The 24785-nt window shown below is 55.0% G+C and carries 18 protein-coding genes and 1 pseudogene; 11 read left to right on the top strand and 8 right to left on the bottom strand.

Annotation, left to right across the window (positions count from 1 at the left end):
* Position 1: 1 nt before the first annotated feature.
* Positions 2-3808, bottom strand: a complete 3807-nt coding sequence (locus IKB43_10290) for a hypothetical protein (protein ID MBR2470513.1) — start codon at positions 3806-3808, stop codon at positions 2-4.
* Between the two features lie 131 nt (positions 3809-3939).
* Between IKB43_10290 and gap the strand changes: the two genes are divergently transcribed.
* Positions 3940-4941: a type I glyceraldehyde-3-phosphate dehydrogenase gene (gene gap, locus IKB43_10285; GenBank protein ID MBR2470512.1), complete on the top strand. Its 1002-nt coding sequence runs from the start codon at positions 3940-3942 to the stop codon at positions 4939-4941.
* A gap of 164 nt (positions 4942-5105) precedes the next feature.
* Here the strand turns inward: gap and rimI are convergent, their stop codons facing one another.
* The 3 genes from rimI to IKB43_10270 all read right to left on the bottom strand — a co-directional run bounded on the left by rimI (position 5106) and on the right by IKB43_10270 (position 8218).
* Entirely contained in the window at positions 5106-6407 is a 1302-nt protein-coding gene (gene rimI, locus IKB43_10280; protein MBR2470511.1) for a ribosomal protein S18-alanine N-acetyltransferase, read from the bottom strand.
* Between the two features lie 18 nt (positions 6408-6425).
* Complete coding sequence (gene tsaB / locus IKB43_10275; GenBank protein MBR2470510.1) at positions 6426-7067, bottom strand: tRNA (adenosine(37)-N6)-threonylcarbamoyltransferase complex dimerization subunit type 1 TsaB; 642 nt, start codon at positions 7065-7067, stop codon at positions 6426-6428.
* A gap of 116 nt (positions 7068-7183) precedes the next feature.
* Positions 7184-8218 carry a D-alanine--D-alanine ligase gene (locus tag IKB43_10270; GenBank protein ID MBR2470509.1) on the bottom strand — a complete coding sequence of 345 codons (1035 nt, stop codon included), beginning with the start codon at positions 8216-8218 and terminating at the stop codon, positions 7184-7186.
* Positions 8219-8319: 101 nt separating this feature from the next.
* Between IKB43_10270 and IKB43_10265 the strand changes: the two genes are divergently transcribed.
* Positions 8320-9057 (top strand): hydroxymethylpyrimidine/phosphomethylpyrimidine kinase, encoded by a 738-nt coding sequence (locus IKB43_10265; GenBank protein MBR2470508.1) that lies wholly within the window; start codon positions 8320-8322, stop codon positions 9055-9057.
* On the opposite strand, the gene IKB43_10260 is transcribed toward IKB43_10265, so the two are convergent.
* The 4 genes and pseudogenes from IKB43_10260 to IKB43_10245 form a co-directional block, all read right to left on the bottom strand.
* Positions 9054-10403: a hypothetical protein gene (locus tag IKB43_10260; protein ID MBR2470507.1), complete on the bottom strand. Its 1350-nt coding sequence runs from the start codon at positions 10401-10403 to the stop codon at positions 9054-9056. The two genes, IKB43_10265 and IKB43_10260, sit on opposite strands and share 4 nt — an antisense overlap.
* Before the next feature lie 150 nt (positions 10404-10553).
* Positions 10554-11633: pseudogene (gene pelA / locus IKB43_10255) on the bottom strand (pectate lyase).
* Positions 11634-11780: 147 nt separating this feature from the next.
* Positions 11781-13679 (bottom strand): biosynthetic arginine decarboxylase, encoded by a 1899-nt coding sequence (gene speA / locus IKB43_10250; GenBank protein MBR2470506.1) that lies wholly within the window; start codon positions 13677-13679, stop codon positions 11781-11783.
* 14 nt (positions 13680-13693) lie between these two features.
* Positions 13694-14968: a saccharopine dehydrogenase family protein gene (locus tag IKB43_10245; GenBank protein ID MBR2470505.1), complete on the bottom strand. Its 1275-nt coding sequence runs from the start codon at positions 14966-14968 to the stop codon at positions 13694-13696.
* A 186-nt stretch (positions 14969-15154) separates the two neighbouring features.
* Between IKB43_10245 and IKB43_10240 the strand changes: the two genes are divergently transcribed.
* From IKB43_10240 to IKB43_10200, 9 genes are all read left to right on the top strand, one after another.
* Positions 15155-16564, top strand: a complete 1410-nt coding sequence (locus tag IKB43_10240; protein MBR2470504.1) for a Mur ligase — start codon at positions 15155-15157, stop codon at positions 16562-16564.
* Between the two features lie 605 nt (positions 16565-17169).
* Positions 17170-17772: an ATPase gene (locus IKB43_10235; GenBank protein ID MBR2470503.1), complete on the top strand. Its 603-nt coding sequence runs from the start codon at positions 17170-17172 to the stop codon at positions 17770-17772.
* A gap of 12 nt (positions 17773-17784) precedes the next feature.
* Positions 17785-18342, top strand: a complete 558-nt coding sequence (locus tag IKB43_10230) for a DUF2764 family protein (protein MBR2470502.1) — start codon at positions 17785-17787, stop codon at positions 18340-18342.
* A gap of 17 nt (positions 18343-18359) precedes the next feature.
* Positions 18360-20117 carry a V-type ATP synthase subunit A gene (locus IKB43_10225; GenBank protein MBR2470501.1) on the top strand — a complete coding sequence of 586 codons (1758 nt, stop codon included), beginning with the start codon at positions 18360-18362 and terminating at the stop codon, positions 20115-20117.
* On the top strand, positions 20110-21411 hold the full coding sequence (locus IKB43_10220) for a V-type ATP synthase subunit B (GenBank protein MBR2470500.1): 1302 nt from the start codon (positions 20110-20112) through the stop codon (positions 21409-21411). Before IKB43_10225 ends, IKB43_10220 begins: the two co-directional genes overlap by 8 nt.
* A 1-nt stretch (position 21412) precedes the next feature.
* Positions 21413-22045, top strand: a complete 633-nt coding sequence (locus IKB43_10215) for a V-type ATP synthase subunit D (protein ID MBR2470499.1) — start codon at positions 21413-21415, stop codon at positions 22043-22045.
* A complete protein-coding gene (locus IKB43_10210; protein MBR2470498.1) occupies positions 22042-23970 on the top strand; it encodes an ATPase in 1929 nt (642 codons plus the stop codon). The genes IKB43_10215 and IKB43_10210 overlap by 4 nt, the downstream gene beginning before the upstream one ends.
* A gap of 39 nt (positions 23971-24009) precedes the next feature.
* Entirely contained in the window at positions 24010-24465 is a 456-nt protein-coding gene (locus tag IKB43_10205) for a V-type ATP synthase subunit K (GenBank protein ID MBR2470497.1), read from the top strand.
* Positions 24466-24483: 18 nt separating this feature from the next.
* A partial coding sequence (locus IKB43_10200; protein ID MBR2470496.1) for a V-type ATP synthase subunit K occupies positions 24484-24785 on the top strand: 302 nt, incomplete at its 3' end.

Raw genomic sequence — 24785 nt, 5'->3', positions numbered from 1 at the left:
TTTATTTCACCACGATCAGCGGGCTTGTCTCGCTGAGCAGGTAGTTCCATTCTTCGCGGATTTTTTCGTATTCGCTGGGGTCGGCGTACAGGGCGAAGGTGGTCCACTTGATACCCGTTTCGCCGCTTGTAGCTTCAGCCTTCTCAAAGCTCACGTAATCGGGGGCTCTATTCAGTGGCTTCGGTCCCGTGATGCCTACGGATTTGCCGCTAGGCGCCTTGACGGTCAGGTGATAGCTGAACTGGGTCTCGTGAGGCATGCGGATGGGGTGGTGGCGCTTGGAGACCTTCGGGAGCTTGAAGAGGCTCCGTTCCCACACGTTGGGGAAGCGCCCTTTGAGTTCGGAGGCGCCCTGGCCGAAGTAACCCTTGGAGGCGTAAGTGGTCACAAGAATCAGGGGCTTGTTGAAGGCGTCCAGATTTTCGATGCGGATGTTTCCGATGCTTACGTCGGGCACGCCTTCGGAGAGGAAGTTTTCCATCAGTTGTTCCTGTTCCTTGGTTTCGCGACCGAAGAAACGGTTACGGATGGAACTGGCAAACTTGCCCTGCAGGGTTACGGAGTCGCGGAATTCACAGGCTCCGTTCTCGCCGATGAACAGGCGGTGGTCTATGGCAATCTGGTGTTCCTGATTGTCTTCCAGGATGGGTGTGGTGACCACGTGGCTGTTGTCGCCGTCGATAATCAGGGCTACCTTGCCTTCCATGTCCAGGGGAACGGGGCGGTCGTTGCCCGTCTTGTCGGTGGCGTCCACCCACATCTCGCTGACCTTGTCCTGTTTGGGGATGTAGAGGATCATGTGGTTGAACTGCTGGATGGTGGGCAGGTGCTCGAAGCCTTCTTCGGTGAGGTGGATGGCGGAGAGGTAACTCTTGACTCCGATGGCCGCAAGCATTTCCTTGAGCAGGAGCGCCATGTCCTTGCAGTCGCCACGACGCTCCTTGAGCGTCACTTCGGCGGTCTGGGGAATCAGGCTGTGACCGCCGAAGCGGACATCGCGGTAGCGGATGTCGTGGCGCACGAACCGCACGATGGCCTTTACGGCCTCGTCGCCGATCTTGTTGCCCCGGACTTCGAAGGCCTTTTCCCGCACGCTGACGGCTTGCTTGAACTGGTGCTGTATCAGGTTCTGGTAATCGTCGCCCACGTCTTTCCATTCCTGCTTGCCTGTAAGCATCAGGCCCGAACCGAAATCGCGATAGACGGGCATGTACATTTCCTTGCGGACCACCACGGGATTCTCGATTTTCCATTCCCGACCGCCCTGGATGTTGTTCCGTTCAAGTGTGCCGTATTCTTCGGTAGTAAAGCGGCTGGTGTCGGCGTAGATGCGGAAAATGGACTGTCCCACGGGAATATCCCGGCTGCTCACGTAATCGGTGTAGGGAATCATGCCCTTGGTCTCGATGGCGGTCCGGCTGAACTGCAGGTATATAAAGTCACCGGGGGCCAGTTCCTGCAAGGGGAAGTGTGCGGTCTGGGATTCGTTTCCGCCGCCGATTTCTGTGGCGTAGGTGATGTAGGCTCCGGAGAGGCTGGCCTTCTGTTTCAGTGTCCAGGTGGAGTCATAGACTTCAAGGGCGTTCAGGTAAATTCGGTCGTAGCCCGGCAAAAAGTCGAAGGTGAATTCCCTGTAGATGGCTGCCCCGCGAATGTCCAGGATTTCCATGAGCATCTCTTCGCTCCGGACCCAGGGCTCGTTCTTTTCGGCCTTGAGCAGTTCCTTGCTGTAATGGACCACGGCGGGGAAGTCCCCATCCACGGCGGCTTTCTTTGCGGTGGGTGAAAGCAGGCTCTTCAGGTCGTCAGTGCGTTTTTCGATGGGGGCAATAGGCTTTTGCAGGGTGCGGTTGTCCGCCTTGCCCAAAAACGCCTTGGTGGCGCTGAGGAAACTCTTGGCGTCTTCGTTGTCGGGCTTCAGGGAAAGCGCCTTAGTCAGGGCCTTTTCCGCTTCCCGGTAGTTGCGGGAGTAGAAAAGGATTTTCCCGTGCATGGTCCAAATCTTGTAGTCGTTCTGCGCCTTGGCGAGGGTCTCTTCGCTGATGGCCCGTGCTTCTTCGTAGCGTCCCAGGAACATCAGGGCATCCATCAGGGTTTCGCCCAGTTCCTTGCTCATGCCGAATCTTCCCCGCACGCCGTACAGGATATCCACCGCTTCGGCGTACTGGTCAAGCCCCATGTAGGTCTTGGCGAGGTAAACTCCCAGGCGGCTGCTGGGCTGGGTGTCGTAGAGCCTCTGCACCACGATCAGGGATTGGTGCCGCTGGCCAAGGCCCCACAGGGCGTCACTCAGGTTGATGACGTATTCCGGGTTGTTTGGGGTGTACTGCAGGGCCCCTTCGGCACATTCACGGGCCCGGCCGTAGTCGAATACCGCCTCGTACATTTCTCCCAGAATAGAAAGCAGCTTGCCGTTCTTGCGGACCAGTTCCATCTCGCTTTCGAAGTGGCTGATGCCAGGGCCATAGAGTTCCTTGAGCTGATAGACGAACCCGCAGTTGATCAGGTACAGGGGTTCTTCCGGGTCCATCTTGTTGGCCCGTTCGAAGTAACTGAGGGCTACCAGGGGCTGGTCTTCCAGCAACCGTAGAATTCCCACCTGGCTCATGACGGCGGCGTTGAACTTGGCCTGCTTCTTGGCGGATTCGGCATCGCTGGCCTGTTCGGGCTTGGCTCCGACAGTTACCCCTTCAATGGCATTGTCCATGACCTTGCCGTATTTCTTCTTGTTGATCCCTTGGGTCCAGGCTACGGCCAAAATGCCACGGCCGTCTTCGTAGAAGAACCGGCCCTTGTAACTGAAGTCAAAGCGGTTTACCGTATGGGTGAGGGTGAACTCCTGAGCGTAGCGGTCTCCAACCTTGACCCGCCTGCTTTCTAGGCTGGGCTCGTTCGGGTCCACGCCAAGTCGAACCAGCAGTACCTTGAACAGGTCCTGGGAGGAAACCTCTTCGGCGGGCACAATGGCTCCGTAGATAAAGAAGGAAACGTCTTCGTCCTTGTTGGTGAGTACCAGGTCCGGGTCGTTGTTCTGCTTGGAAATGCCGTTCCAGAAATGCCAGAGGGTGTCCTTTACCGCCCAGCGGTAGCCCAGGGCCTCGGAGGTGTAGTCCTGCAGGTGCTCCGGAGAAAGCTCCGGGCCCTCTTCCCGCTGGATTTCTTTCAGTTCGAAACTGGCGAAAAATTCCCGCCATTCCTCTTTCAGGCCGCCTGCTGGGGGCAAGTTGTCCGAAGCCGATAGGGTGAGGGTGTAGATGCGGTTCCCGCTTCCCGTGACAAGGCCTACCGCCTCGTAAGGTGTGTCATAACGCTTGCCTACGATATCGAAGAAGGCTCCCGTGGCGCCGAAGGCCTCTTCGGGGTAGGTTTCGGCATGGCTCGCCTTTTTGCCGCTAGACTCAAAACTCTGCATCTCGATGCGGGCCCGGTCCATCAGGTTCATGGGTTCGCCTTCGGCAAGGGTCACTTCCCGGAGTACCGCCCTCCGGCCGGTGCGGGCGTTGTAGAATTCGTAGGGGGCTCCGTCTTCGCCGCCGATCATGGACCAGTCGCCACCGGGATTCTTGAAACGGTAGCCCTTGGAATCCAGGGCAGTGGCGCTTGTCGACCTGCGTTCAGGGTCTTGTGTCTCGGAGGATGCAGGGGCGTCGTCGTAAAAGGCGTCTGTGGGGGCCGGTTTGGCCTTTTCGTCCGGTGCACTTTTGGGGCTTGTTTCGGTCAGGGGCTCGCCGTTACCGGCGCAGGAGGCCAAAATCTGTAACAATAGAACAAGGCCTATGGACCAGAGGCTTCTTTTTAGGGGCTTCATATCTTTTTTAATGAATATTTTTTTCAAAACTACCTTACTTAAACGGTGTAATTTTAGTAAATTTGGAGCCAAGAACGCACTTACCTACTGGGTAGGTGGCAATTTCAACAACAAACAAAAAGGATCCAATAATGGCTCTTAAACTCGGTATCAATGGTTTCGGCCGCATCGGCCGTATGGTGTTCCGCGCTGCTGTGGAAAACTTCTCCAAGGACATTCAGGTTGTCGGTATCAACGACCTCCTCGACGTTGACTATCTCGCTTACATGCTGAAGTACGACTCCGTGCACGGCGCTTTCAAGCACGACGTGTCTTTCGAAGGCAACTTCCTCATCGTTGACGGCAACAAGATTCAGGTGTTCGCCGAAAAGGATCCGACCAACATCACTTGGGGTGCCCTCGGTGTTGACGTCGTTGTGGAATCCACTGGCTTCTTCCTGACCGACGAACTCGCCCGCGCCCACATCAAGGCCGGTGCCAAGAAGGTCATCATGTCCGCTCCTTCCAAGGACGCTACCCCGATGTTCGTTTACGGTGTGAACCACCAGACCTACGCCGGCCAGGACATCATCTCCAACGCTTCTTGCACCACCAACTGCTTGGCTCCCATGTCCAAGGTCCTGAACGACAAGTTCGGCATCAAGCGCGGCCTCATGACCACCGTTCACGCTGCAACTGCTACTCAGAAGACTGTTGACGGTCCTTCCAAGAAGGATTGGCGCGGTGGCCGTGGCATCCTCGAAAACATCATTCCTTCCTCCACTGGTGCTGCCAAGGCCGTGGGTAAGGTTCTCCCGCAGCTCAACGGTAAGCTCACCGGTATGAGCCTCCGCGTTCCGACCTCCGACGTTTCCTTCGTTGACCTCACTGCCGAACTTGAAAAGCCGGCTACCTACGAAGAAATCTGCAAGGCCATGAAGGAAGCTTCTGAAGGCGAACTCAAGGGCATCCTCGGTTACACCGACGAAGCTCTCGTTTCTACCGACTTCCGCAACGACGCTCGCACTTCCATCTTCGACGTCAAGGCTGGCATCCAGCTCGACCCGACCTTCGTGAAGGTCTGCGCCTGGTACGATAACGAATGGGGCTACAGCAACAAGGTTTGCGAAATGGCCCGCGTCATCACCAAGTAAGATTTCTACACGGCGCTAGTAGTGCGGACGCAATAATCAGATATCCGCACTTCCGCTAAAGAATCTTTCAAATTCCCTGCCGGTAACCCCGGCGGGGAGTTTTTGTTTTTAGGGGCTAGGATTTAGGGGCTAGGATCTAGGGGCTAGGGACTTGTGTCTCGGCTTTACTTGGCCGTTGTGGTTGCTGCTTGAGAATCTTTGCCGGCGGTGGTTGTGTCTTTGGATTGTGTGGCCGTCGTATCTGCGGGTTGTGGCGTGCTCAGCGTGTCGATTTTTCGCTTGACGCTGGGAAGCATCTTCTGCAAGTCGATAAAATCAACCCTTCGCTCTTCGGTTAGGGAACGAATAGGTGCAAGGTACACGGAGTCCGCTACCCCGATGGTGTCTATATTCCACAGGTCAAAATGAGAAAGCAGAAGGGCCCCCCATTCTTTTGCCCAGATTTTCATGGATTCCCGGTTAGAATACCATGCATCAGGTACGAAGTAATCAGAAACTCCGTCAGTAGCGATAAAGTGAGGCTTGCCGCCGGCGAGGGTGTTGAATATCCTGGCGGCGCGTTTTGTTGCAGCGGTGGCCGTTACCAGCAATACCGTGTCGGCGTTTCTTTTTTTGAGCCAGGGGATAATTGTATAGGCTTCTTCAATTGTGGAGGCGTCATTGTGTCGGGCTAAAAAAACGGTGCTACTGTCAATGTTTCCTTGTTTCATCAGATCTTCGGCATAGTAATCCGTATTGTAGTGGTCTCGGTAAATACGACGTCCAAGAATCAATACCGAATCGACCCTGTGTTCCCGCAATAGTTTTGCGGCCATGTCGTTGCGCTCCATGTCCTGGCCTTGGCCATCTAGTAAGACTACCCATTTTACGTGCTTGAATTCATCTAGTTGGACAAGCCACTTACCGCTGCAGGTCATAATCAAGTAAAAACACAGCACCAGTAAAAAGGCAACGGCTATGGCAAAGCCGAAAAATTTTTTTGATGTCTTCTTGATTCGCTTGTCTTTTTTCAATAGCATGTTGAATTCCTTGGCGCAGATCTTCCACTTGTACAATATAGCCGTTTCACCGTCGTCGTAATAGCGCTCCCGCTTCCCGTACGGCTGGAATCCGTGTTTTTCGTAAAGGGCTTTTGCACTTGTATTCCCTTCGCGGACTTCCAGAAAGCAGTGGTCGCCTTTATCTTGATTCAATTTGCCCAGACCATGGCACAGGAATGCCGATGCGATTCCCTGTCGTTGAAATTCTGGAGCTACGGCGATGGTCAAAAGCTCTGAGTCGGATTCCATCAGGTGGAAAATGGCATAACCGGCGAAAGCTCCGTTTTCTTCGTCCACCAGACAGAGGGCGTAGTTTGCGCGAAGTTCGGAGAGAAATTGTTTCTCGTTCCAGTTTTGGAAGGCGAGGGCCGACTGCAGGGCTAAAACATGGGGGAGGTCTGCTTCGGTCATGGGGCGTATTGGCATGGTAAACCCCGTTAAAGCTTAGTGTCCCTTCTCGAAATAGGAAGGCTGGATGTAGTTAGCTTCTTGAATCAGGGACGGTTGATGTTTCTCGAAAAGCTTGGCCCAGAGGCTTAGGGGATTGCCGTCGTCGAGAAAGGTTTTCACACCCTTGGCAGTAAAAAATTCTGTTAAGCGGACGTCGTCACGGGCGGTAGCGTCAACCACGACGAACTTGGGTTCTCTCGCACGGAGTTTTGCGATGACCTCTTCCGTAGAATCGAAGGACTCCTGACCGCAGAGCCGCAGGTACCAGTAATCTTTACGAGCCTTTACCACGACGGCTGTGTCGGGGGCCTCGGAAAAGCATTCCAAAGCCTCTAGCGTTGATACTCCGTAGAGTTTGCGGGCTCCGCTGAAGCAGATTCCCTGGCAAAAGGCCACGCCGGTCCTGAGCCCGCTAAAAGAGCCCGGCCCGAGAGTCACCATGACCCGGCCGATATCTTGGAGGGCGATGCCGCTTTGTTCCAGCAAGTTGTCCAGGTTCCTGCTGAGGGTCTCGCCCCGGGCTTCAGGGTCCACAATCTCTTTATAGAATGCCCCGCAAGTCCCATCGTCGGATTTTCCTGCGATGGCTATGGAAATTCCCTTTCGGGAGGTGTCTACAAAGAGGTCAAAGGACATGGGGGTGTGATGTGTGTAATGTGGGATGTGGAATGTGAGGTGTGTAATGGGGAAAGCTCAACCTCGCGCCTCGCGCCTCGAACCTTGAACCTCATAACTCACAACTCACAACTCATTTACTTTCTGATAGTAAGGCTCTTGTCAATAATCAGGTCGATGAGACTGGAGTAGGTGATGCCGTTGCAGGCCGCCTGTTGCGGGAGCAGAGACGTGGGAGTCATGCCGGGCAAGGTGTTGGTCTCGATGGCCCACAGGTTCCCGTCCTTGTCGATACGCACGTCGGTACGGCTGTAGCCGGCACCGCCCAGGGCGTAGTGGGCGTTCTTCACCAGTTCCTGGATACGGGCGGTGAGTTCGGGTTTGAATTCGGCCGGTGTCACCTCCTGGCATTCGCCGTTGTACTTGGCTTCGAAGTCAAAATACTCGCGGGTGGTCATGCGCATTTCGGTAGGCGGCAGGGGTTTTTCACCTTCAATGTACCCACAGCTGGCTTCTTCGCCGGCGATGAATTTTTCGCAGAGCAGGCGGTCGGAATCCTTGAACAGATCCGTTGCAATCTTGCCGGCCTCGTCCAAATCTTTGGCGATGCCGATACCGATGCTGGAGCCGCCCAGAGGGTCCTTGATGACCAGGGGGAATCCAAGTTCGTCGGAGACGCTAACCAAAGTGTCGCCGTTGAAGTCGTGCTTGAAAATCACGCGGTAGGGGGGCGTGGGGACTCCGTTTGCCTTGTAGATTTCCTTGGACTTGATCTTGTCCATGGCAAGTGCAGAAGCCAAAAGGCCACAACCGGTGTAGGGGATGCCCCAGTTTTCAAGCAATGCCTGGATGTGTCCGTCTTCGCCCCATTTGCCGTGAAGGGCCAAAAAGGCGATATCTGCCGAGGGCAGTTCCGAAAGGGCCGGAGATTTTTTGGTCACGGCGGCGGAGCCTTCCAGGGAGCGGAAATAATTGACGGAGAAGTTGTCTTTCTGGTAAGGGGAGAGCTCCCTTGCGGACCAGTGCCAGGTGCCGTCCTTGTCAATCAATACGGGGTGGATGTTATACTTTTCGGGATCCATAGCGCGGACCACGCCGGTGCCACTCACTACGGAAACATCGTGCTCTGTGGAGGGGCCGCCCATCAAAACTAAAACGCGTAAACGGGGCATTTTCAATTCCTTTAAAAATGACAAGTGAAATGTAGATATTTTGCAGGCGAAAAACAGTTTTGCCTGCGATTTTTATGTATTTTAGAAACCGTATGGAGAAATTGACAAGGGCGCTCACGATTGCCGGTTTCGACGGCTCTGCAGGTGCGGGAATCCTCGCCGATGTAATGACCATGGCCCATTTCGGGGTCTATGGCGAGGCCGTGTGCACCGCCATGACGGAGCAGAACGAAAACGAGTTCGTAACGCCTGGCTGGGTCATCTGGGACCGTATCGAGGCACAACTTTCCACCCTGTTCAAGTCCTATACCTTCAAGTACGTAAAGATAGGCATGGTGGAGCACGCCAAGAACCTGGGCAGAATAGTGGATTTCGTTCGGGAAAAGTCGCCAGACGCCTTCATCTTGTGGGACCCGGTGGCCAGTGCCAGTGCGGGCTATCGTTTTTTGCGGAACATGGACCAAGACGACTTTGTGCCCATCATGAAACGCCTGGACCTGATTACGCCAAATCAAGACGAGTTCGCCCTTTTCGGGTTTGGCCTTTCGGCGTCTCGGGACGAGATCACGCTGGGCAAGGATTTTGACTTGCTTCTGAAGGGCGGGCATTCCCAGGGGAACGATGCGGTGGATACCCTCTGGACCGCCGAAGGACAGTTCAAGTTTGCTTCACCCCGTCTCCAGGGTGTGGACAAGCACGGCACGGGCTGCCATCTTTCGTCGGCAATCCTTGCCAATATTGCTTTGGGCAAAAGCCTGCCCGACGCCTGCCAGGCGGCTAAAGACTATATGAATCAGTTTTTACAGACTGGTGAAGGCCGCCTGGGCGGTTTGCTCTAGCGTACCTGAATCAGCTGCTGCTTGCGGATATTCCCGTTTTCTATTTGCAGAAGATAGATGCCACGGTTTAAACCGTGAGTGCTTACGGGTGAGCCGAGGCTTTCCCGGAGCAGTTTCCCGTTAACCGTAAAGAGCCTTGCTCTTATGCTCGAGGTGTACTGAAAATGGTTCTTTTGAACTGTGGGAGTAATTCTCGTTTCATTTGCCGGTAAAGCTGTAGCGGCATTTCCAAGACCTCCCATGGAATTGGCGGCACGGACGGTGATGACATCTTTATCAGAAATAGATTTGAAGGTGTATTGATTTTCTGTAGTGAGGGTCTCGAAGGTCCCGTTCTTGAATATGGCCCAGCAGAGGGCTGCACCGTCGGCATTCCAGGTGATGGTTTTAGTGGTTGCATCCAGGGATACGGTGGGGGCCTTGACTTGGGCGGAATACTTTTCGGGAGTCCAGCTGTCGGAGCCACCCAGGATGTTTGCAAGGGTGTAGTCCTTTGCGTCACTTTCGTTCCAGACGGTCTTGAGCGTTGTTGCGGTTGAGGCGTCCTTGCCTCCGTTAAAGTACGTTTTGCGCTGGCTTGTGTTGACAGCGTTTCCATTGCCATCCTTGCTGTTGTACTCGCCGAATACCTGTGGGGCGGAGTTCATGTCCGGTCCCCAGCCTTCGGCATTGGGCAAGGCCAGCATGGAGGAATTCAGGAATACTGTCTTTGCTGTTTTCCAGGATCGACCCAGGTAGAAAGAATTGTTAAAGCTTGCGTCGCTTGTGCTGATTACGGCTCCATTGAATACGTAACCCCATTGGGTGGTGGTGGCCGCGGCGGTAAGGTATCCACTTTTGCGACGCATCACCAGTTCGGTTCTATCAAAATAGATGTCGCCATCTCCGCAGATAAAGTCAACCGTTCCCTCGATATGGCCGCCGTCCCAGTAGGCACGTCCGACGCCTCCACTAATCTTGGTGTAGTAGGTGTCTTGTCCGCTAAGCAGCTTCACGTTCTTGTAGATGAACTTGTCACCCTGCTGCATGATGGTGACATGCCGGCAGGCGCTCCCGCAGTTGGCCTCGTTTCCGTAGATTGCCTTGTTCAGGATAGTCATGTCTTGCATGTAGATTCCGCTCCCATGCAGGTAAAGGGTGGCGGTTGTGCTGATGCCTTCTTCGCTTGACTTGTTGTAGAGAATGGTTTTTTCGGCGCTTTGGCCGATAAAGGAGACGTAGCTGGTCTTGAATTCGGTCATCTGGTTTTCGTTGCCAGTGACTGAACCGATGTTGTATTCACCGTCGGGGAAGAAGATGATAAACCTATTGCTTTCAGTGGGTTTTGCGGCCGATGCGGCCGCCATGGCTGCCTTGAAATCTCCATCAACGCCTACGACAAAATCGAAGGATTTTTTTTGGCTTACTGGGATGGCTGTTTCAGTCGAACTACTGCTACTGCTGGTGCTGCCAGAGCCTGCATTCGGACCGTATTCTTCGGGAATAGAAATTCCATTGATGGCAGAAAGGTAGGCGGATTCCGCTTTTAGAAGTGCGGATCCATAGTCTCCGGCCCATTGGTAACCTGTGCGACGTTCTTCGCTAATTTTGGTAAAATCCTGCGTTTTGGTGCTTGCACCATCGCGGTCACAGAAGAAATAATTGTCGTTGTCCACTTCGTAAAAACGGTACCATAGGACATTACCGTCTTTTACATCAAAGGTTCCGGCACTCTTGTTGAAATAAAGTCCGGTCACCTTGGTTTTCTTGTACCAGTTGATAGCGCTCTTGACGGCGTTTTGCACGGCAGGAGTCTGCTTGGGCCAGTTCATCAAGAACCAGGCCACTCCGGCGGATTCACTGCCGGACTTGGATTCCAGTTCGTATGCGCGGGCCGGGCGGGGTGCGTAATTGACGGTGTCGTGCTGGGCACACCAAACGGTGGGGGAGCCGTTGTTGATGATTTGGGCTCGAATCAGGTAGTCTATGGCTTTATCAAGAGCCGCTTGCATTTTTGCCCGTGTGGCATTGTCAATAATATCGCTATCAAAGGGGGAACTGCTATTTGCGATATCCATCATGGTGACCATAGTTCGGACCATGGCATTGTCGTTCAGGGTAATATGGTCCGAATAATTTCCGCGTTTAGGCCAAACTTGCGGAAAGCCACCGCTAGAACGTTGCATGTCAAGCAAGAAATGGACGGCTTTATTGAAGCTGGACTTGAATGCCGACTTGTACGTAGAATTGGTCGTCTCCTTGTAGCGGACCGCCAGCAGGCGCATTTCCTGGATGGTGGCATTGTTGTCAATGGTCCCCAGGTCTTTGCCATCCTTGCTGCGCCATTCCGACTTGTTTCCACTGGAGTAAGGGCTTTTGTACTTGTCGGCCATGGCCTTGTAGAACCCGCCGTTACTGATTTGCCATGTGGTCATGTTGTAGGCGTACTGGTCTATATCCATGCCACTGGCGGCACTAGTCAGTTCCGAATAGCTGCGGTAACTGTTTATTTTGCTTACGGCCGTAGACGGTGGAGTGTATGTCGCAGCCATAGACGCTGCGACGAGGCCAAGAATAGCTAGAACGGTGTGTTTCATTTACCCAACCTTTTCCCGAGAAAATTCTCGGGAACATCCCTTTCACACCTCTTTACCCATTCGTAATTATAGTAAAAATTAAGAAAGGATCTTTTTGAATTATGAATTAGGAATTATTTTTCTAGCCAAATAATTCCGAAATCCGAATTACTCCAGATACGTGTACCCGTACAGGCCGCTGCGGTAGATGTTCAGGAATTCCTTGCCTTCTTGCAGGCTGATCTTCCCTTCCTTCACAGAGCGGGTCACCCAGTTTTCCATGTTACGCACCAGGGCCTTGTCGCTAAAGCTTACGTAATCCAGCACGTCTTCCACGGATTCGCCGTCAATGACCTTCTCGATTTCGTAGCCGCCCTGGTCGTTACAGACGATGTGGACGGCGTTCGTGTCACCGAAGAGGTTGTGCAGGTCGCCGAGGATTTCCTGGTAGGCCCCCACGAGGTACACCGCGATGTAGTAGGGCTCGTTCTTCTTGAGCTTGTGGAGCGGGAGCGTGTGGCTCACGTCGCCGCCACGGATAAAGAGCGCAATCTTTCCGTCAGAGTCGCAGGTCACATCCTGGATGGTGGTTTCTACCGTAGGTTCTTCGTCCAGACGCTGGATTGGCATCACCGGGAAAATCTGGTCGATGGCCCAGCTGTCGGGCAGGCTCTGGAACAAGCTGAAGTTGCCGAAGTATTTTTCGGCCAAAAGGCGCGGGAGTTCCGCCAGTTCGTAAGGCGGGTGGCGCAGCTCGGACGCAATCTGGTTCACCTCGCGGGCGATGCTCCAGAACAGGCGTTCGCTCATGGCGCGGGTGGGCAGGTCGTAGTCGCCCACCTTGAAACCGCTCAGCACGTCGTCGTTCAGCTGCATGGCATCGTGCCAGCTTTCCAGCAGGTTCTTGGGGGAAAGTCCCTTGTAAATTCCGTAGAGGTCTTTCAGGGCGTCGGGAGCGTCGTCTCCAATCTCATGTTCCTCGTCGTCGAAGAAGGCCTGGCTCGCGGTTTCCAGAATGTTGAACACCAGAATGGAATGGTGGGCCGAAAGGGCTCGGCCCGATTCCGCGATGATGTTCGGGTGCGGGAGGTTCACCTCTTCGCAGGCTTCGTAAAGCGCGTACACCACGTCGTTGGCGTATTCCTGGATGGAGTAGTTCACGGAGCTCGCGTTAGTGCTGCGGGTGCCGTCGTAATCCACGCCGAGGCCGCCGCCCACATCGACGAATTCCAGGTTCATGCCCATCTTGCGAATCTGGATGTAGAACTGCGAAATTTCGCGAAGGCCGTTCTTGATGTTACGGATATGCGTGATCTGGCTACCCAGGTGGAAATGGATGAGCTTCATGCAGTCTTCCATTTTCTCTTCCTTGATGTAGTCCAGCGCTTCCAGGAGTTCGGAACTGTTGAGGCCGAACTTGCTGTGGTATCCGCCGGATTCTTCCCACTTGCCGCTGCCGGAACTTGCCAGCTTGATGCGGATGCCGATGTTGGGGCGCACCCCGATACGGCGGGAAAGTTCCACCACCAGGTGGAGTTCGTTCATCTTCTCAACCACGATGAAAATTTTCTTGCCCATCTTCTGTGCGAGGAGGGCGAGCTCGATGAAGTCTTCGTCCTTGTAGCCGTTGCAGATGATGAGGGCGTCGGGGTTGTCCATGTTGGCAAGCACCGCGTGGAGTTCGGGCTTGGAACCGGCCTCGAGACCGATGTTGAACTTTTTGCCGTGGCGCACCACCTCTTCAAGGACCGCGCGCTGCTGGTTCACCTTGATGGGGAAAATGCTGTAGTAGCTGCCCTTGAAGCCGTATTCCTTGCGGGACTTGTTGAAGCACTCGTTGATCTTCTCGATGCGGCTGTCTAGGATATCCGGGAAACGAAGCAGCATCGGGGTGGAGACGTCGCGGAGCGAAAGTTCCTGCACCAGGTCGTACAGGTCGATATCCGGACCGCCTTCCTTGAGCGGGTGAACCGTTGCGTGGCCCTTCTCGTTGATGTCGAAGAAGTTCACGCCCCAACCCTTGACGTTGTACAAGTCGCGGGAATCGTCAATGCGCCATTTTTTCATTGCTCTGAGTCTCTCTAGTCAACGAGAACAGGGTTGAAGTTTTCCTTCCACGGGAGGCCGTACTTGGTGAGGGCTTCCATGAACGGATCCGGGTCAAATTCTTCCACGGTATGCACGCCTGGCTTGTTCCACTTGCCGGTGAGCACCATCATGGCGCCGCACATGGCAGGCACTCCAGTCGTGTAGGCAATCGCCTGGCTGCCCAGTTCCTTGTAGCATTCCTGGTGGTCGCAAACGTTGTACAAATAGTAAGTCTTCGGCTTGCCGTCCTTGGTACCCTTGAAGATGCAACCGATGTTGGTCTTGCCCACGGTACGGGGGCCAAGGCTTGCCGGGTCCGGGAGGAGAGCCTTCAGGAACTGGATAGGCACGATTTCCTGGCCCTGGAACTTGATAGGCTGGGTGCTGAGCATGCCCACGTCTTCGAGGCAGCGCATGTGGTCCAGGTAGCTCTGACCGAACGTCATGAAGAAGCGGATGCGCTTGACGCCCGGAATGTTCTGGGCCAGCGATTCGATTTCTTCGTGGTGCAGCAGGTACATGTCCTTCTTGCCCACTTCGTCAAACACGTATTCGCGCTTGATGCTCATGGCCGGGATTTCAACCCAGTGGCCCTTGCCGTTTGCGTCGGTGTCCCAGTAGCTGCCCGGAGCGGAAACTTCGCGCAGGTTGATTTCGGGGTTGAAGTTCGTCGCAAACTTGTAGCCGTGATCGCCGCCGTTGCAGTCGAGAATGTCGATTTCTTCGATGGTATCGAACTGGTGCTTGAGGGCGTAGGCGCAGTAGGCCTGGGAAACACCCGGGTCAAAGCCGGAACCGAGCAGTGCCGTGAGGCCCGCCTTTTCAAACTTTTCCTTGTAAGCCCACTGCCAGCTGTAGTCGAAGTAGGCGCTGAAGCCCTGTTCCTTCACGCGCTTGTCGTAGACCTTGCGCCACTCGGGGTCGTCGATGTTTTCGGGCTCGTAGTTCGCCGTGTCCATGTAGTTCACGCCGCATTCGAGGCAAGCGTCCATGATGGCGAGATCCTGGTACGGGAGCGCGATGTTCATCACCAGGTCGGGCTTGTATTCCTTGATGAGCTTAGAGACATTTTCGGCCTTGTCCGCATCCACGGCGGCAGTCGTGATGACCGTCTTCGTGTTCGGGCGCAGTTCCTGTGCCAGCTTCTCGCAGTTTTCGCGGTGGCGGCTAGCGATGCAGATTTCGCTGAAAACTTCGCTTGCCGTGCAGCACTTCTTGATAGCAACCGTGGCGACAGCGCCACAACCGATAATCAATGCTCTTGCCATTTTTTGTTTTTTCCTCGTAAAGGTGTTTGTGGTGGTATTAATATAAAAAAATGGGGGAGGGGAGGAGGTGTGTAGTGTGTAATGTGTAATGTGAAATTGTAAGTGTGTCATCCTGAACGAGTGAAACGAGTCGAAGGATCTTCTTGCTTAATTTTTTATTAATAGTTAATTTCTACATTATTTGCCATGGAATCTTACTTTTTTATCGGTGTTGCGGGCGTGGGCATGAGTGCCATCGCCCAGTATTTGGTTGGCAAGGGTGTTTCTATTAGCGGTTCGGACCGCCAGTTCGGTGCGGCAGAAAAGCCGCTTGTGATGACTCAGCTCGAAGAATGTGGCGTCAAGTGCTTTCCGCAAGACGGCTCGGGCGTTGTCGCGGGCCTCTCTGCAGTGGTGGTGAGTACCGCCATCGAAGATTCGAATCCGGACCTCAAGCGCGCCAAGGAACTGGGAATCCCGGTAATGCACCGCAGCGAAATGCTCGCGAAGATTTCGAAAGAGGCGAAGACCATCGCCGTTTCGGGCACCAGCGGAAAGTCCACCGTGACCGCCATGATTTACCACATTCTGCAATATGCGGGCCTCCAGCCGTCGGTCATGACGGGGGCGGGCCTCGTGAACTTGCAGAAAGAAGGCAAGATCGGTAACGCCGTGTCCGGTAAGGGTGAATGGCTCGTGGTCGAAGCGGACGAAAGCGATGGAACGCTGGTGCGCTACGAACCCGAAATCGGCCTGATTCTGAATGTGGACAAGGATCACAAGGAATTGAGCGAACTCCAGGAAATCTTCCTTAAGTTCAGCCACAACATTCTCGATAACGGCAAGATTCTGATTGTAAACGATGCGCATCCGCTGGCCAAGAAGTTCAGCGCCGGTCGCGAATTCGATTTTGGCTTTGAAAATTACGTAGGCGTGCAGGGCACGGACTTCAAGTCAGTCGGCACGTCCATTCAGTTCCGCGTGCGCCACAATGCAGAACTCGTGAAGTTCGTGGTGCCGCTCCCGGGCAAGCACAATATGGAAAATGCCCTGGCCGCAACGGCTGCCGCCCTCCGCGCAGGGGTAACGCTACATACTTGCGCCGACGCCCTTGCGACATTCCCCGGCGTGTTCCGTCGCCACCAGATTTTAGGGACTTTCAACGGCGTGACTCTGGTGGATGACTTCGCGCATAATCCGGCAAAGATTGCCGCCAGCATTAGGAGCGCCCAGGACTTTACCGAGGGCCGCGTCATCGCCTGGTTCCAGCCTCACGGCTTTGGCCCCACGAGATTCTTGCGCAAAGACCTTGTGGAATTTATCGCCAAGACGCTTCGCCCCAAGGACTTTGACGACGACCGTGAAAACGACGTGATGTTCTTCAGCGAAATCTATTACGCCGGCGGCACCGTCACCCGCGACATCAGCGCCGGTGACCTTGCCGATGACCTCCTGCTCAAGGGCTGTGAAGCCATCTACATCGCCGACCGCACCGAATGCGCCAAGAAAATGGTGGAATACGCCCAGCCCGGCGACACGATTCTGCTGATGGGTGCGAGAGATCCGAGTTTGCAGGCCTATGCACAATATGTGCAGAAACTTCTCGAAAACCGGTGAGCCCCCATCTGTGAGTAATAAACGCCTCGTATTAACGAGGCGTGGTTGCGAACTTTGGACATTTGGCAACTAGAATTGCCATGGCAATTCGTTGCCTTAGTGTACATGGCCACCTTTAGGTGTGAGCGAGCGGTCGCTTCTGTGAGCAACAAAGCCCCAGTTATTAAACTGGGGCGGTTGCGACCTTTGGACACTTGGCGACTAGAATTGCCATGGCAATTCGTTGCCTTAGTGTACATGGCCACCTTTAGGTGGGAGCGAGCGAGTTACCGGAGAATTCGTCACCCAAGATGTCGAGCGAGCGGTCGCTTAGGGGTTTTAGGGGTAAAACCCCTAGGGGAGGGGGTAGGTCGAGCGCGGCTCGGCCGAGGGGGAGGCGTCCCCCGTCAAATAATGTAAAAAGCGATTTACAAACGGTCTTTTACGGCAATTTATCGCCGTTTTGTCCTGTTTTTTCCCCGTTTTTTGCAGGAAAAAATTTTTTTTCGCTTTTTTTGCCATTTTTTTGGACTTTTTTCGAAATTTACTTGTATATTCCTAACAGCAAAGACCAAAAATGCCTTTTTTGGGGCATTTTTAGCGTTTATATGTAATTGGAGATATATATGGCAGAAGACTTGCAATACCTTATGGAACGCATCCAGAAAGATGCTGTCGATAAAGCAGAAAACGAGGCGGCGGCTATCATTGCCAAGGCCAAGGAAAAGGCGGCCGATATCGTGAAGGCTGCCGAGGCCGAAGCGTCCGCCCGTCTGGAAAAGGCCGACAAGGACGCCGAAGCGTTCACGGAACGTAGCGAACGCACTCTTGAACAGTCCGCTCGCGACCTTTTGCTTTCGGTAGGCAAGAATCTCGAAAAGATGATTATGGACCTGTTGAACCTCGAGGTGGAGAAGTCCCTGGACGAATCCACCGTCAAGAGCATGCTCCTCACGGTAGCCAAGTCCTATACCTCCGACATCGAGGTGGATTTCTCCGACGCCGATGCCCGTAAGCTCAGCTCCTTCGTGATGGGCGAGTTCAAGAAGCAGCTTTCCGCCGGCGTCAAGGTCGAAAGCGACAAGGGTGTCAAGTTCGGCTTCCGCATCAAGCTCGATGGCGGCAAGGTCACCCACGAATTTACAGAAGCTGCAATGGCCGACGCTCTTTCGGCCCTGCTCCGTCCGCAACTTGCCAGAGTGGTAAACGCTGCCGCACAGGCGAAGTAACGCGGGTACTTGATGAGCAGTCCTTCTTACTTGATGGCATCTCTTCCGATGATTGAGTTCGGCGATCCAGCCCCGCTCAGTATGGAAGATTTTCGCCACCGCTGCATCGGCGTGCTGTCCGAGCCGGAACTTGCGGCTCTGGACGCGCTTCTGGATGACGGTGAATGCGAAGAGTGCGACGACGAGTTCGTGCGCGCCTACAAGGCCCACGAAATCCAGATGAAGAACGTTTCGGGCAGGCTCCGTGCAAGCGCATGGGGGCCCGATATCCGTTTTACGGAAAAGTCCTTCCCGGGTTACGATGTCGCTTTTGCCAAGATGATTCAAGATGCGTTTGCCAAGTCGAATCCTATGGAAAAAGAGCAGGATATCGACAAGGCCCGTTTCTGGCTTGTGGACTCGCTCGCGGGAGTGGGCGAGGGTACCGTCAAGCATGTTTACGCTTATGCGATCAAACTGAAGATTTGTGAACGTTGGGCGCGCCTCTCCGAACAAGCGGGCGACGCTGCCGTGTTGAATGTTATTAATGCAAACGATCCTGCATACGCCTCTGCGGCGGCACAGGAATGACCGGAGGTCCATTTTCAATGGCTAGTATCGGAAAAATCATCGGCGTCAACGGTAACCTGATTCGCGTCAAGTTCGAAAGCGCCGTGTCCCAGAACGAAGTGGCGTATGCCAAGCTTACTCAGAAAAACAAGGACGGCAAGTCCGAAGTCATCCCCCTCAAGAGCGAAGTCATCCGTATCCGCGGTGACTACGCCGAACTCCAGGTGTTCGAAGACACCACGGGCTTAAAGACGGGTGACGAGGTGGAATTCACCGGCGAACTTTTGTCCGTAGAACTTGGCCCCGGCCTCTTGACCCAGGTCTTTGACGGTCTGCAGAACCCGCTCCCGAAGCTTGCCGAAGAATGCGGCTTCTTCCTGCAGCGCGGTAAGTACTTGAAGGCGCTCCCCCGCGACAAGAAGTGGGCGTTTACCCCGGTCGCGAAGGTGGGCGATGTGGTGGTCGCGGGCGATACGCTGGGCACCGTGCCCGAAGGCGTGTTCACGCACCGCATCATGGTGCCGTTCCGCCTGCTGGGCAAGTGGACTGTGGAATCGGTCTCTGCCGCTGGCGAATTCACTGTAGAAACTGTTGTCGCAAAGCTCAAGAACGACAAGGGCGAAACCCAGGACGTGAGCATGGTGCAGACCTGGCCGGTGAAGATGCCGATCAAGGCCTACGAAGAACGCCTGCGCCCGAGCAAGCCCCTCACCATGCAGCAGCGCATTATCGATACGTTCTTCCCCGTGATGCAGGGCGGTACGTTCTGTACGCCGGGCCCCTTCGGTGCCGGCAAGACGGTGCTCCAGCAGCTCATGAGCCGCTACGCCGACGTGGATATCGTGATCTTGGCCGCTTGCGGTGAACGTGCAGGTGAAGTGGTGGAAACCCTCCGCGAATTCCCTGAACTGATTGACCCGCGTACCGGCAAGTCCCTCATGGAACGTACGCTGATTATTTGTAACACGTCTTCGATGCCGGTGGCTGCCCGTGAAGCTTCCGTCTATACGGGCGTGACTCTCGCCGAATACTACCGCCAGATGGGCCTGAACGTGCTCCTGTTGGCTGACTCGACTTCCCGTTGGGCACAGGCTCTGCGTGAAATGAGCGGCCGTCTGGAAGAAATTCCGGGCGAAGAAGCCTTCCCGGCTTACCTCGAATCTGTGATTGCCGCCTTCTATGAACGCGGTGGCGTGGTTCGCCTCAAGGACGGCTCTACCGGTTCCGTGACGATTTGCGGTTCCGTATCGCCTGCAGGTGGTAACTTCGAAGAACCGGTGACCCAGGCTACCTTGAAGGTGGTGGGCGCATTCCTCGGCCTTAGCCGTGAACGTTCCGACCAGCGCCGCTTCCCGGCAATCCACCCGCTGGATTCCTGGTCCAAGTACGAAGGCATCATCGACAGCAAGAAGGTTGCCGAAGCCCGTCACATCCTCGCAAGCGGCGTGGATGTGAACAACATGATGAAGGTGGTGGGTGAAGAAGGTACCTCGATTGACGACTTCGTGATTTATCTGAAGTCCGAATACCTGGACTCCGTTTACCTGCAGCAGGACGCCTATAACGAAATCGACGCCGCCTGCTCCGCCGAACGCCAGAAGTACGTGTTCGACAAGGTTTACACCATCCTCAAGACCCCGATGAAGTTCAGCGAAAAGGACGTCGCCCGTACGTTCTTCCTCAAGCTCACTCAGTCGACGAAGGACTGGAACCGTGTCAAGTTCGATTCCCAGGAATTCAAGGACCTTGAACAAAGTATTTTTGCTTCCGTGAAGGAGGTTTCCGCTAATGCATAATGTGGCATACCATCGTATTGAACGCATCGCCGGTTCCGTGATTACGCTCCGCGCCGAAGGTGTAGCAAACCAGGAACTTGCCCAGGTGACAAGTTCGTTCGGAACATCACTTGCCCGCGTGATCCGTATTGACGGCGACATGGTGGACTTGCAGGTGTTCGCAGGTGCCCGCGGTATTTCCACCGACTCCGAAGTGCGCTTCCTTGGCGAACCGATGAAGGTCCCGTACAGCGAAGCCTTGCTTGGCCGCGTGTTTAACGGTGCAGGCAAGCCCCGCGACAACGGTCCCGAAGTGGATGGCGAACGCATTACTATCGGCGGCCCTTCCGTGAACCCCGCCAAGCGTATCATCCCGAAGACGATGGTGCGTACGGGTATCCCGATGATCGACGTGTTCAACACGCTCGTGGTTTCGCAGAAGCTCCCGATTTTCTCTATCGCCGGTGAACCCTACAACGAACTCTTGGCCCGCATTGCCTTGCAGGCCGAAGTGGATGTGATTATCCTCGGCGGCATGGGCCTGAAGCACGATGACTACCTGTACCTGAAGGACTTCCTCGAAAAGAACGGTGCCTTGAGCCGTACGGTGATGTTCATGCACACCGCCTCCGACCCGATCGTGGAATGCTTGCTCGTGCCGGATGCATCCCTCGCTGTGGCTGAAAAGTTCGCCACCGAAGGCAAGAACGTGCTCGTGCTCCTCACCGACATGACGAACTTTGCAGACGCCATGAAGGAAATCGCCATTACGATGGAACAGATTCCGTCGAACCGTGGTTATCCTGGCGACCTTTACTCTCAGTTGGCGAGCCGTTACGAAAAGGCTGTGGACTTTACCGACGCCGGTTCTATCACCATTCTTGCTGTGACGACCATGCCGGGCGACGACGTGACCCACCCGGTTCCGGACAACACCGGTTACATTACCGAAGGTCAGTTCTACCTGCGTAAGGGCCGTATCGAACCGTTCGGTTCTTTGAGCCGCTTGAAACAGCAGGTGAACGGTAAGACCCGTAGCGACCACCGTACCATCATGAACACCATGATTCAGCTGTACGCAAGCTACAAGGAAACTTTGGAAAAGCAGTCCATGGGCTTCAACATGAGTAACTGGGACCAGAAACTGTTGAAGTATGGCCAGCGTTTCGAAAAGGAAATGATGGACCTCTCCGTGAACATTCCGCTGGAACGTGCCTTGGACCTTGGCTGGGAAATCCTTGCCGACTGCTTCGCTCCTGAAGAAACCGGTATTCCGACCAAGATGATCAACGAATATTGGCCCAAGAAGGGGTAATATGGCGAAGGTCAAGTTAACTAAAAACGCCCTCAAGGCGGAACGCGACGCATTGAAGCGCTTCCAGCGCTATCTGCCGACGTTGCTGTTGAAAAAGCAGCAGCTGCAGATGGAAATGCGCACGCTCCAGGAGAGGGTGATGGCAAAGCGAGAAGAGGAGGACAAGCTCCGCAAGAGCATGGCTTCTTGGATTTCGCTGTTTGCCGAACCCATCGAATGGTCAAAGTACCTGTCGGTGAAGGAAGTGCGCCAGGGCGAAGGTAACATCGCCGGCGTGAAGATTCCGACATATGACGGGGTAGACTTTAATATCGCCATTCCGGATTTCTTCACCACGCCCGTGTGGCTAGACGACGGTATCAGAAGCCTTCAGGGCCTGATTTCGCTGCGTCTGGAACGCCGCGTGCTCGAAAAGCAATACGAGCTCCTCTCGAAGGAACTGCGTACCACGAGCCAGCGCGTGAACCTGTTCGAAAAGGTGAAGATTCCCGAAGCGAAGGAAAATATCCGCGTCATCAACATCTTCCTGGGCGACCAGCAGACGTCCGGCGTTGCCCGCAGCAAGCTTGCGAAGGGTAAGGCCACCGCCCGTACCGCTGCCCAGGATGCACTCGCGAAGGAGGCCGCCGCATGATTACTCCTATGAAGAAAGTGACGGTGCTGACGGTTGCAAGTGCAGTTGAGGAAACGCTCCAGGCGCTCCGTACGCTTGAAATTTTGCACCTCACGCCCTTGCAGGCGGCTGCAGGCGCCAAGTTGAACAAGGCCCGCGGCGAAATGAACCGCGTGCAGAAGGCCTTGGAAGTGGTGCCCGAGAAGGCCCCGAAGGGTGTGACTCCCGTGAAGGAAGCCGCTCCGGCCGCAAGCCTTATCGAAGAAATCCAGAACCTGGTTGCCGAAAGCAAGCAGGCGGAAATCGACAAGGAACAGGCCGAAGAGGAACTCACTAAACTTTCCATGTTCAAGAACCTGAACCCCGCAACGGCTGCAGCCTTGCAGGCGAAGGGTATCTATGTCAAACTGTACCAGCTCCATGACGGTAAAATCCCGTTCGAACTCGATGGCGAAGGTTCCATCGAGGAATTCGGCCAGGATGAAAACGGCAAGTACGTGGCTGTCGTGAGCAGGGGAGAAGCCCCTGTCGCCGTGAAGGGCAACTTCACCGAACTCACGATGCCGCAGAAGTCGCTTGCCGAATACCGCGAAATGGAAGCGAAAGCCAAGGAAACGCTTGCCCGCGTCGAGAAACGCCTGGGTGAACTTTCGGGCGTCAGGGAATCTATCGAGGACAAGCTCCTCGAAGTGGGTGACGACTACCGCATGGTCGAAGCCGAAGCCTCGATGGTGGGCGACAAGAACGTCGCCGCCGTGCAGGGCTTCTGCCCCGCACCGCGCGTGGGCGAACTCGAGAAGGCCGCCCGCGAGCACGGCTGGGGCCTCCTGGTGGATGACCCAGCCGACGGCGACGATATCCCGACGCTGTTGACCTACAGCAAGCTCAGCCGTCCCATGCAGTTCCTTTACGACATCATCGGCATTTCGCCGGGGTACAAGGAAGTGGATGTGTCGAGCGTGTTCCTTTGCTTCTTCAGCATCTTCTTTGCGATGATCGTGGGGGATACCGCTTACGGGTTGCTCTTCCTCGGTTTGGCGCTTTTTGCCCGCAAAAAGATGCCGAAGGCGAACCCTGCTGGTTTCCACTTTATCTACCTCATGAGCATCGCCACCATCGTGTGGGGTGTCATCAACGCAAGCTTCCTTGGACTTTCTCCGGCGCTTGCGGGGTGGACATATTACCTGGACATCACCAACTACGGCTGGTTGCCTGAACCGCTGAAGAACGCGATGCTCTGGATCCGCACGAGCGCACCGACTGACCCTGCGAAGTTCGAAGCCTACAAGGCCTTCGCCCAGTCGATTACGCTGCTGCCCGAAAGCTTCGTGCCCAAGGCGGCGGGTGCCTCCCAGATGCAACATATCCAGCTGTTCTGCTTCTGCATCGCCGTGGTCCACCTGAGTATCGCTCATATCTGGAACGTGTGCGTGCGCATCAAGCGCAAGGACTCCACGTTCATGGCGCAGGTGGGCTGGCTCATCGGCTGCTGGGTGATGTTCTTCCTGGCCTGCCAGATGGTGCTCGGTATCGACATGCCGAAGTTCGTCATCCCGATGTTCATCGTGGAAGCGGTGCTTCTGGTGCTCTTTACGGTGCCGCCCAAGAGGCTCAAGCAGGACTTCATCAGCATCCCGATGCTCGTGCTTGACGTGGTGAACAGCTTTACCGACGTGATCAGTTACATCCGTCTGTTTGCTGTGGGCATGTCCGGTGCGGCCATTGCCGAAGCGTTCAACGACATGCTTTCGCCGCTGTTCGGCTCCGCTGTCGGTATTGCCGGTGCAGCCTTCTTGCTGCTCTTCGTGCATGGCCTGAACATCGCGCTTGCGGTCATGGGCGTCGCGGTCCACGCGGTACGTCTGAATACACTCGAATTTTCAAATGGACTTGGCCAGGAATGGAGCGGATTTGCGTTCGCGCCCTTCGCCAAGCAGAAAAATTAAACCAAGGGATGATTCCCGCTACTTAATGAGGAAAAAACAATGGAACCGAATACAATGGTTACTCTCGCTAAAATGGGTGCTGCAGCTGCGCTTGGCATTGCGGCTATGGGCTCCGCCCTTGGTTGCGGAACGGCTGGTATGTCCGCCATCACCATGTGGAAGAAGGCTTATGCCCAGGGCAAGAGCGCTCTCTTCACCTTGCTGGTGTTCGTGGGTGCCCCGATTTCCCAGACGATTTACGGCATGTTGCTCATGAACTTCATCCTGAGCAAGGCTGCTGAATCCGGCTTTACCAACTGGGGCGGCTGCCTCGGTGCCGGTATCTTCGGCGGGCTTGGCATGATGGCTTCTGCCTGGTACCAGGGCAAGTCCGCGGCCGTGGCCTGCGACGCCCTCGGTGAAACCGGCAAGGGCATGGTGAACTACCTGATGGTGCTCGGTATCGTGGAAACCGTGGCCCTGTTCGTTCTCGTGTTCTCCATGATGGTGCTCTAATCCAGCGAGGTAACACGTATGGATCAAGCTCAACTTTTAACGCTCGCGAAACTCGGCGCGGTGGCGGCCCTGGGCCTTGCCGCGGTGGGTTCTGCGCTGGGCTGCGGGACTGCCGGCATGGCGGCCATCGGGGCCTGGAAGAAGGCGTATCTCAAGGGTAAGAACGCGCTGTTTACGCTGCTCATCTTCGTGGGCGCGCCGATTGCGCAGACGATTTACGGCATGCTCCTGATGATGTACATCTTGAACAAGTCTCAAGCTGCTCCGGGCAACTGGGCTGCTTACCTCGGCGTAGGCATCTTCGGTGGCATCGGCATGAT

This window comes from Fibrobacter sp., from assembly GCA_017503015.1.
Taxonomy (GTDB): Bacteria; Fibrobacterota; Fibrobacteria; order Fibrobacterales; family Fibrobacteraceae; genus Fibrobacter.
The sequence above is the reverse complement of the archived record's forward strand: the minus strand, read 5'-3'. Positions and strand labels throughout refer to the sequence as shown.